8 protein-coding genes are annotated in these 9294 nt (G+C 74.0%); 2 read left to right on the forward strand and 6 right to left on the reverse strand.

Going from position 1 to position 9294, the window contains the following annotated elements; genetic code table 11:
- Window positions 1-93: 93 nt before the first annotated feature.
- The 3 genes from EUS26_RS17080 to EUS26_RS02450 are packed head-to-tail and all read right to left on the reverse strand — an operon-like array spanning window position 94 to window position 4665.
- Window positions 94-2745, reverse strand: coding sequence for a nitroreductase family protein (locus EUS26_RS17080; protein WP_202865004.1), 2652 nt, complete (start codon window positions 2743-2745; stop codon window positions 94-96).
- On the reverse strand, window positions 2732-3070 hold the full coding sequence (locus tag EUS26_RS02445; RefSeq protein WP_130011563.1) for a monooxygenase family protein: 339 nt from the start codon (window positions 3068-3070) through the stop codon (window positions 2732-2734). Before EUS26_RS02445 ends, EUS26_RS17080 begins: the two co-directional genes overlap by 14 nt.
- A complete protein-coding gene (locus EUS26_RS02450) occupies window positions 3070-4665 on the reverse strand; it encodes a phenylacetate--CoA ligase family protein (RefSeq protein ID WP_130011564.1) in 1596 nt (531 codons plus the stop codon). Before EUS26_RS02450 ends, EUS26_RS02445 begins: the two co-directional genes overlap by 1 nt.
- A gap of 124 nt (window positions 4666-4789) precedes the next feature.
- Between EUS26_RS02450 and EUS26_RS02455 the strand changes: the two genes are divergently transcribed.
- Together EUS26_RS02455 and EUS26_RS02460 are read left to right on the forward strand one after the other, a co-directional pair.
- A complete protein-coding gene (locus EUS26_RS02455; protein ID WP_130011565.1) occupies window positions 4790-5185 on the forward strand; it encodes a VOC family protein in 396 nt (131 codons plus the stop codon).
- A gap of 152 nt (window positions 5186-5337) precedes the next feature.
- On the forward strand, window positions 5338-6555 hold the full coding sequence (locus tag EUS26_RS02460) for a peptidase C39 family protein (protein WP_165368474.1): 1218 nt from the start codon (window positions 5338-5340) through the stop codon (window positions 6553-6555).
- Window positions 6556-6573: 18 nt separating this feature from the next.
- On the opposite strand, the gene EUS26_RS02465 is transcribed toward EUS26_RS02460, so the two are convergent.
- The 3 genes from EUS26_RS02465 to EUS26_RS02475 form a co-directional block, all read right to left on the reverse strand.
- Complete coding sequence (locus EUS26_RS02465; protein WP_130011567.1) at window positions 6574-7941, reverse strand: glucose-6-phosphate dehydrogenase; 1368 nt, start codon at window positions 7939-7941, stop codon at window positions 6574-6576.
- Window positions 7942-7998: 57 nt separating this feature from the next.
- Window positions 7999-8709, reverse strand: coding sequence for a VIT1/CCC1 transporter family protein (locus tag EUS26_RS02470; RefSeq protein ID WP_130011568.1), 711 nt, complete (start codon window positions 8707-8709; stop codon window positions 7999-8001).
- An 83-nt stretch (window positions 8710-8792) separates the two neighbouring features.
- Window positions 8793-9294, reverse strand: a 502-nt coding sequence (locus EUS26_RS02475; protein WP_130011569.1) for an MFS transporter, incomplete at its 5' end; no start/stop codon positions are given.

Raw genomic sequence — 9294 nt, forward strand, 5'->3', positions numbered from 1 at the left:
GCGGCACGGCACGCCGCCCTGCGGACGAGAAGGACCGGCTGCCGCAGGGATCCGGTCCGCCCGACGGGGTCGGGCGGACCGGACCCGGCCAGGTCAGTCGGTGAGGCGCGGGCTGCGGTATGCCGTGGTGCCGGGCCGTCCGCAGCGCCACACGGCATACACCTGCGCGGGGTGACCGAGCTCACGGGTCGCGTGGGCGTGCAGCGCCGCGGCGGAGCCGGGCTCGTCGAGCAGCTCGCTGAGCGGGTGCGCGGACCATCCGCCGCGCTCGCCCGCCAGCCAGCAGTCCAGCAGCGACCCGCCGAGCGGCCCCAGCTCGTCGAGCGTGAGCCCCGGCGCGGCCCACAGGGCGAGCACCGCGCCCCGAGGCCGCACCTGGCTGGTGCGCGCCACCCACCGGTCCAGCCGGCTGACCGCCAGCGTGCGACGGGCCGCGCCCGACCCGGTGAGCAGCCCGAGGACCCGCGCCTCCGCCCGCGACAGCCCGAGCGACTGCGCGCTCAGCCCGTCCAGGTCGTGCCGCGGGTGACGTGGGGTGAGCCGCAGCCACCCGGCCAGCTCGGCCGCGGCGGGGCCGGTGAGCGTGTGCGCCGTCGCCCCGGGCAGCAGCTCGTCGACGACGCGGTCGGGGAGGTGCAGCAGCCCGGTGCCCTCCGGCAGGCCGGCGGTGCGGGCGATCTCGGCGACCTGGCAGGGGTTGGGATGCTGCGGGTATGCCGCACGCACCGTCGCCCGCGCCTGCAGGTCGGCGACGGTCCAGGGCGGGCGCGCCGGAGGCCCACCCGCTGCGGGGCGGCCGGCTCCAGGGCTCCCCCCCTCCGACGCCCGCCCGGTGCGGGCGTCCTGCGCTCCCTCCCCCCCGGCCGTGCCACCCTCGGCACGGAGCCGGACGACCGCGGCCCGCCGGGTGTCGGCGTCCACCGCCCACCGCACGTCGGCGGCCAGGCCGAGGTCGGCGGCCACCGCCTCGAGGCTGCGGGCCGCCGCGCCGAGCGAGAGCATCAGGTCGCGCCGGGAGGCGTCCGCGACCGGCAGCTCCCGCTCGGCCTGCCACCCGAGCACGAGCGTGTCGTCGTCCGCCGCCTGCACGTCCCAGGGCTGGGTGTTGTGGGCGCTGGGGGCGCGTCCCCAGTCCTGGGCGCGGGTCAGCAGGCGCACGGCCGGGGCCGCCTCGGCGTCCGCGGCGGGCGGCCCTCCGTCGCCGCCGGCACCGTCGCGGCCGCCGTCTCCCCCGATGTGGACCGGCCGGGTGTAGAAGCAGGTGCCGTGCAGGGGCCGCCCGCCCATGGTGACGAACTGCGCCTGCGACCCGGCGTTGTCCTCCTCGACGAAGGTCACCCGGAGCGTGGCATACCCCCCGGCCTGCAGGCCCTCGAGCAGCTCGCGCGACAGGTGCCGCATCAGCCCCTGGCCGCGCGCTCCCGGCACGGTGCCCTTGATGATGAGCACGGCGTCGCGCCGGTGACGGCGCCGGGTCGCCAGCAGGCGCAGGGCGTCGGCCGGTCCCAGCCGGCCCCCGGTGGAGCGGACGAAGCCGGTGAGGTCCGGCACGACCAGCACGAAGGCCACCGGTTCGCCGGCCCGCTCGAGCCACAGCAGCAGGCGCTCGTCGAGCAGGTGGGAGAGGCCGTCGGTCGCGGCGGCGAGCTCGTCGGCCTCGATCCGGGTGTAGTAGTCGAGCTCGGCGAACGAGGCGTTGAGCATCTGCCGCAGCACCGGCAGCTGCTGCTCGAGCCGGCGCCGGTCGGCGTGCCGCAGCACGACGCCCTCCGGCAACGGGCCGCCGCCGAAGAGCGCCACCGGGTCGAGCGAGCCCAGGTCGGGGCAGATCCACGTCGAGCCCGGCCAGATCCGCTCGAAGCCGAGCGCCTCCCAGTCCCGCGGGTAGTGCGGCGGGCTCCACGGCCCGTCGAGGAAGCCCGGCTCGTCCCAGCCCGAGGTCACCACACCCCCGACCTGGTTGGGCAGCAGCGACACCGGGCCGAGCAGCCGGGTGCGCCCGCGCTGCCGCGCCACCGCCTCGGCGTGCTCGACCATCACCGCGAGCGCCGCCTCCCCGGCGAACTCGGTGGCTCCCATGAGCAGGGTGCGCTCACCGAGCTTGTGGTCCATCCGGTCGTCGGTGTGCAGGGTCGTCCGACCGGCGAGCGTGTCCCAGGGGTCGCGGACGACGAAGAGCTCGACCGTGCCGTGAGCCTGGTGCGGGCCCTGCCCGGTCCACCACGACCGCACGGTGCGGTGCCACAGCGGCACCCCGTGGGTCTCTCGCCGGGTCCCCCACGGCTGCAGCCCCAGGAAGTCGCGCAGGTCGGCCTCGGTGCGGACCGGCTCGACCCGCAGGTTCGCGCCCTTCTCGGAGAGCCCGCGGACGACCGGCGGGCCCTCTTGCTCCGCCCCGACCGGGGTGAACCGTTCCACGTGCGCCATCTGCCCGTCCTCCGCCCGCCAGACCCCGTTGCTGTAGCCGTCGGGGTGCGCCTCGTGCACCTGGACGACGACCCCCTCCACCCGCTGCACCCGCCGCCGCGCGTCCGTAGCGGCGGCGGCGTCGGCATACCAGGCGATGACGCCGGCCCGACGCGCCCCGTCCCGCAGCCACTCCCGCCGCACCGGGGCGGGATCGTGCAGCGCCCGGGAGACCCGGCGCAGCCACCCGGCCGAGGCGCGCCCGCGCCCCGGCTCGACGGTGAGCATCACCGCGGCGCGGGCCAGCGGCGGTGCCGCCGAGAAGTCACGGGTGCGCACGGCCGGCCTCCCCCTCGGCGGGCCCGGGCGGCAGCTCGTAGACCCGGATGTAGCCGCCGGTCGCGTTCTCGGTGCCGTCGGTGACCCACTGCATCAGCTCGCGGTGCACCCCGCTGCGGGCGAAGCGCAGGAGGTCTTCCCGGGTCGCGAAGTAGCCGACCGTGCCGAGCGTGAACGGCGGGTCGTAGTAGACCTGGTGGTGCACGTAGCCGGACATGCGGCGCATCTGGTCGACCATCGCCCGCCACCGCGGGGCGAGCCGCAGCCAGGCCACCGGGGAGGTGTACCGCGTCGCGCCGACGAAGACCGCCCCCGCGCGCTCCATCAGCCGCCCACGCCGGGGCGCAGGTAGACGCGCTTGAGCCGGTCGGGCATCGCGGCGAACGGCCCGGTGCCGGCGTCGTGCACCCGCACCTCGATGTCGTCGCTGCGCTCGCTCTCCTCCAGCGACTGCGCGAAGTCGCGGCTGGTGCGGGCGAGGTAGTCGACGACCCCCTCGCGCACCCCGTCGGCCAGCTCGGACCGCTCGGCCTCGTCCAGCCGGACGTCCTCGCGCAGCTCGAGGTGGATGGTCGGCTGCTGGCGGGTCGCGTCCTGCTCGACGTCCTCGAGGGTCAGCGTGAACGAGCCGATCTGGGCGGCCCGCCGCGGGTCGGTGTAGAGGCCGTTCTCGACGTCCTGGGGGTAGATGTTGGCGCCCATGAACGAGATCGTGGCGTCGGCCCGGCCGAAGAGCAGCAGCAGCGGCAGCTTCATCCCCTGCCTGGCGAAGGCCTCGCGCGCCGGCGCCTGCCACTCCGGCTGGCTGCGCAGCACCGCCGCCAGGTCGTGCCAGTCCATGAGCCGGGCCTCGTCGCCGATGTTGTAGCGCAGCTTGGGCGAGAGCACCGCGGTCGAGGTGAGGGTGCAGAGCAGCTCCCCCTCGGGGGTGGTCTCGAGGTAGGTCTCGAGCGGGTTGTACTGGAAGATCATCGGGGTCCGGGTCTCGCCCGGTCCCAGCACCGCCTCACGCAGGTCGTGGTCCCGCAGCAGCGCGCGGCGCAGCCACACGGTGAGGTCGGTCTCACCGCCGATCCCGATGGTGAGGTCGGAGGCGCCGTAGCCGGAGCGGACGGTGAGGAAGCGCTCCTCGCAGTAGTCCCGCAGCGCCTCGGTCATCCCCTCCCCGCCGACCAGGCCGTGCATCCGCCAGGCCGGCCAGTCCCACCCCTCGGCGTCGAGCCGGTCGCGCAGGTCCTTGAGAAAGGGCGGGTAGGCCGCGACCAGGTAGGTGAAGCCCGGCCCGAAGTGCCGCAGCGTGTCGACGATCTTGTCCAGGTCGGGGCCGGTGTTCTTCACCATGGCGATCTTGGCCAGGGCGATGCCGGTGTTGGTGCCGGTCGCCCACGCGCCCATCGAGTAGGCGTTGATCGCGAACAGCCGCTCCTCGTCCCTCATCATCAGCGCCGTGAACCCGGCGACGTTGCGGTGGATGTCGGCGAGCTCGTCGCGCCCGCGCACCCAGTTGAACGGGGTGCCGGAGCTGCCCGAGCTCTCGTCGACCAGCGTCCCGCGCAGCTCGAGGCGGCCCGAGCGGGTGCGGGCGGTCTCGTCATACCGCTGGACGTAGCTCCTCTTGTCCGTCGGCGGGTAGTTCTCCAGGTCCCACCAGCGGAAGCGCCAGTCGTGCTCGGCCAGGTGCTGGCGGTATGCCGGCACGTGCAGCGAGCCGAGCTGGCAGGTCATCCAGGCGTGCAGCCGCGCGAAGTCGCCCATCCACGGCTGGTAGTGCGTCGCGGTCAGCCGCCACGTCGCCGGGTGCACCTTGTAGAGGCTGTAGGTCGTGCTCAGCGCCCGGGTGCCCGCCCGCAGGGCACCCCGGCGCGCCGCCGTCAGCGGTGTGCTCATCCAGACCGACTCCCCCAGGTCTCTCCATCCCATGGCGGGGACTCTAGCGTCTGAGCGTGCGGGCCCGGGAGGGATCGTGCGGGTGTCCAGCCCGGCGGCCACGAGGGGTCCGTCCGGGGCCTTCCCCGGCAGCGGCGCCCGCGCGTAGTATCCGCTCATGGTGGAGAATGTGCACGGTCTCGGCTTCCTGGGGGTGCGTCTCGAGGACGCCGCCCGGTTCACGGCTGTCGTCTCGCTCTACCGTGACGTCCTCGGTCTGGTGCCGTTCCGACACGAGCCGAACCGCCTGGCGTGGTTCCGCCTCGGGGACGGCACCGAGCTGCACGTCTACGGCCCGGAGGACGAGGACCACGTGGCCTTCGGCGACAGCCCGTGCGTCGGCCTCGTGGTGGACGACGTCGAGGCGACGCGCGGGGCCCTGGAGGGCGTGGGCGTCGAGTTCCTCTGGCCCACGCAGCAGGAGGCCGGCCGGGCGTGGGCTCACTACCGCGGCCCGGACGGGAACGTCTACGAGCTCATCGGTCCTGCCCCGGCCGAGGCCACAGCGGGCTGAGTCGCTCCACGGCCACCCCGAAGGCAGGCGCGACCTCGCTCGGACACCAGCGCGGGGACCACCCGGTGTCGTACGATCCCCCCGAGGTGATGGCCGGCGTCGTCGGCCACCTGAGGGTGTCGGGGGGTCCCGGCACAGGGGAGGAACTGGCCATGGTCGCTACCCGCAGGAGCTTCCTGCTCGCGTTGTCCCTCGTCCCGCCGTCCGTGGCCGTCTCGACGGCACCGGCTGCCGCCGCCGCGGTGCAGCCCTACGTCAGCCTCCGCCGGCACAGCACCCCGGCCCACTTCGAGCGGGCCTCCCGCACCGCGGTCGTGGTGGAGAGCCGTTCCGGGCGCGCCCACCTCCGGCTGGCGTCGAGCGGCCTGCAGACCGGGCGGAACGCCTCGCGCTACGGCATCTCCGGGCCCTACTACTACGGTCGCCTGACCTCGCCGAAGACCACGTCAGCCCAGCCCTTCGACCGGATCATCACGTCCTGGAACGCGACGACACCGGCCGGGACCTGGGTGCAGGTGGAGGTCCGCGCCTACCGTCCGGCCGAGTCGCGGTGGACGAAGTTCTACCGGATGGGGGTCTGGGCGCAGGGCACGGAGACGGTCAAGCGGCACAGCGTGCCGGGCCAGGGCAACGCGGACGGCTTCGTCGACACGGATCTCCTCGCGCTCACGGGTGGAGCCGTGTGCAGCCGGTTCCAGTACCGACTGACCCTGTTCACGAAGGACCGGAGCATCAGCCCGGCCGTGAGCATGGTCTCGGTCATGACGTCGAGCTCGGCCAGGGAGGCGGCGGGGCTGCCCGTCTACTCGGACCGGCAGGCCTGGGGGCGCGACCTGGACGTCCCGAAGCGCTCGCAGATGATCTACCCGGACGGCGGCGAGGTGTGGTGCTCCCCCACGTCGGTCTCCATGGTGCTCGGCTACTGGGGAAAGAGCGTGACCGTGCCGCGCGCGGCGTCCCTCACCTACGACCACGCGTACCGCGGCCACGGCAACTGGCCCTTCAACACCGCCTGGGCGTCCACCTACGGGCTGGACGCCTATGTCACCCGGATGGGCTCGCTCGCGCAGCTCGAGGAGTGGATCAGCGCGGGGGTGCCGGTCGTCATCAGCGTCGCCTGGAAGCGGGGAGAGCTCACCGGGGCGCCGATCGCGTCCAGCAACGGCCACGTCATCGTGGTGCGCGGCTTCGACCGCAACGGCGACGTCGTCGTCAACGACCCGGCGGCGTCCAGCGACGCCCGGGTCCGCCTGGTCTACCGGCGCGCGGAGCTGTTCCGGGTGTGGCTGAAGTACTCCGGCGGCACGGCATACCTCATCCACCCCCGCACCCACCCCGTGCCGACCGACAAACGCCACGGGAGCTGGTAGCCGCGACCCGGGAGGGAGCTAGACCCAGCCCTCCGGGCCCGAGGACCCGGCGGCGTACTCCTCCAGCGGCACCTCGTCGGCCTGCCAGGCGTCGAGCACCGGCTCCACGATGCGCCACAGCTCCTCGGCCTCGTCACCGCGGATGGTCAGCAGCGGGTTGCCGTCGAGGATCGAGCCGAGGATCTCGCCGTAGGGCAGCATGCGGGCCTTGCCCAGCTCGGCGGTGAGCTCCTTCTGCTCCAGCTCGAAGGGGTCGCCCTCGGCGTTCATCGACAGGTCGAGGGAGACGCTGCCCGGCTTGAGCTCGAGGACGAGGCGGTCCGGCTCGGGGGTGTCGGTGAGTCCGTCCGGCACGTGCGCCGGCGCCCGGAAGGTGACGACCACCTGCTTGGACGCGGCGCCCAGCGCCTTGCCGGAGCGCAGCACGAAGGGCACCCCGGCCCACCGGGCGTTGTCGAGCTGCACGGTGAGCTGGGCCAGCGTCTCGGTCTGTCGGCCCGGGTCGACACCCTCCTCGGCGACGTAGTCGGGCACCGTCCGGTCGCCGAGCTCACCGGCGACGTACCTCGCGCGCCGCGACGCGGCGACCGGGTCGTGGTCCCACGGCTGGGTCGCGCGCAGCGCCTGCGCCTTGAGCCCGCGGATCTCCTCGGCGTGCATCGTCGCCGGGGCCTCCATCGCGAAGAACGCGAGGATCTCCAGCAGGTGGCTCTGGATCATGTCCATGAGCGCGCCCGCGTGGTCGTAGTAGCCGGCCCGCCCCTCCAGCGCCAGCGTCTCGTCGTAGCAGATCTCCACCCGCTCGATGTGCTCGGCGGACCAGATGGGCTGCAGCAGGCGGTTGGCGAACCGGATGCCGATGAGGTTGAGGATCGTGTTGACCCCGAGGAAGTGGTCGATGCGGAAGATGTCGCCCTCGGGGACGACGCGCAGCAGCTGCCGGTTGAGGTCGCGCGCCGTCTCCAGGCTGTCGCCGAACGGCTTCTCCAGCGCCAGCCGGGTGCCTGACGGCACGGTGAGCTCCTCGAGCAGCGCGCACACCTTGATCGTCACCGACGGCGGCAGCGCGAAGTAGAGCACCACCGGCTCGTCGACGGCGTCGAGCAGCGCCTGCAGCTGGTCGCGCTCGAGCAGGTCGGTCTGCAGGTAGGTCGCGGCGCTCACCACCGGCCCGGCCACCTCGTCGGGCACCTCGGCCTCGGCGAGGCTGTCGCGGACCTTGGTCTGCCACTCCTCCTCGCTGAGCTCGAGCCGGTCGGCGCCGAGGACCCGCACGCGGCGGTCGGTCTCCTCGCGCAGCAGCGTCCCCAGCCCGGGCAGCAGCAGCCGCCGGGTCAGGTCACCGGAGGCTCCCAGGATGAGCAGGGTGGTGGTCTCGTCGGCCATGCGGACGTCCTTCTTCCCTCGGGTATGACGCGTCCGCGCCAGTGTGGCACCTCGGGCTCACAGCTGCGTGCCGACCAACGCCCCGATGGCGTACGTCACCGCCATGGCGGTGAAGCCGCCCAGGACGTTGCGGGCGACCGCGCGCGGCCGGGGCGAGCGACCCAGGGTGGCGCTGACCCAGCCGGTCAGCACCAGGGCGAGCAGCACCGAGGCCACGGTGACCGGCACCCGCCAGGCCAGCGGCGGCGAGACGATCGCGAGCAGGGGCAGCAGGGCGCCCAGGGTGAAGGCGACCAGCGAGGCCCACGCGGCGTGCCACGGGTTGGTGAGCTCGTCGGGGTCGATGCGCAGCTCGGCCTCCGCGTGCGCCGCGAGCGCGTCGTGCTGGGTCAGCTCGACGGCGACCTGGTGCGCCACGCCGGGCGACAGGCCCTTGGCGCGGTAGATCTGGGTCAGCTCCTCGAGCTCCTCCTCGGGCATGTCCCGCAGCTCGCGCCGCTCGGTCTCGAGCAGGGCGCGCTCGCTGTCGCGCTGGGTGCTGACCGAGACGTACTCCCCCACCGCCATGGACATGGCGCCCGCCGCGAGGCCGGCGAGGCCGGCCGTGATGATCGCGGTGCGGTCGCTGGTCGCGGCGGCGACACCGATGACCAGGCCCGCGGTGGAGATGATGCCGTCGTTGGCGCCGAGCACCCCGGCGCGCAGCCAGTTGAGGGTGCTGGCGGTGGTGCGTGGCTCGGCGTGCGGCTGCACAGGTGGGGCGACCATGCGTCCAGGATGCTCCTCTGCCGCCGGGGCCGCCAGGACGGTGAGCCTACGCTGGTCGCCCTTGCGTCAGGCGGGTGTGAGGCTCAGCCGGGTCGGACGACCTCACCCCGGCCGTGACCGCCGGACCGTGGCCGGACGTCGCGTCGGTGCACGAGGAGGGAGATGCCCAGCACCACCAGGCCGGCCACCGAGAGCGCCGCGCCGACGAGCGCCGGCGCGCGGTAGCCGTAGCCGGCGGCGATGACCAGCCCGCCGACCCAGGCACCGAGGGCGTTGGCGACGTTGAGCGAGGCGTGGTTCATCGCCGCCCCGAGCGTCCTGGCCGGGCCGGCGACCTGCATGAGCCGCAGCTGCAGCCCGATGACCCAGGCCGAGCTGAACAGGCCGATGGCGGCGACGGTGAGCACGGCCGGGACGAGCGCTGCGGAGCTCCAGAAGAAGACGAGGAGCGCGGCCGCCGACCCGGTGCCGGTGAGGACCAGGGTGCGCAGCACCGACCAGTCGCCCAGACGCCCGCCGAGCCACGTCCCGACGATCGACACGACGCCGTACACGAGCAGGAAGACGGGCACCCACCGCTCGTCG

The organism is Serinicoccus sediminis, from assembly GCF_004153545.1.
Lineage (GTDB): Bacteria > Actinomycetota > Actinomycetes > Actinomycetales > Dermatophilaceae > Ornithinicoccus > Ornithinicoccus sediminis_A.

Bases quoted from the DNA above. Each gene is read 5' to 3' on its own strand.
- EUS26_RS02445 (WP_130011563.1), bottom strand. From the start codon at position 3,070: ATGGAGCGCGCGGGGGCGGTCTTCGTCGGCGCGACGCGGTACACCTCC.
- EUS26_RS02450 (WP_130011564.1), bottom strand. From the start codon at position 4,665: ATGGGATGGAGAGACCTGGGGGAGTCGGTCTGGATGAGCACACCGCTG.
- EUS26_RS02455 (WP_130011565.1), top strand. From the start codon at position 4,790: ATGGTGGAGAATGTGCACGGTCTCGGCTTCCTGGGGGTGCGTCTCGAG.
- EUS26_RS02460 (WP_165368474.1), top strand. From the start codon at position 5,338: ATGGTCGCTACCCGCAGGAGCTTCCTGCTCGCGTTGTCCCTCGTCCCG.
- EUS26_RS02465 (WP_130011567.1), bottom strand. From the start codon at position 7,941: ATGGCCGACGAGACCACCACCCTGCTCATCCTGGGAGCCTCCGGTGAC.
- EUS26_RS02470 (WP_130011568.1), bottom strand. From the start codon at position 8,709: ATGGTCGCCCCACCTGTGCAGCCGCACGCCGAGCCACGCACCACCGCC.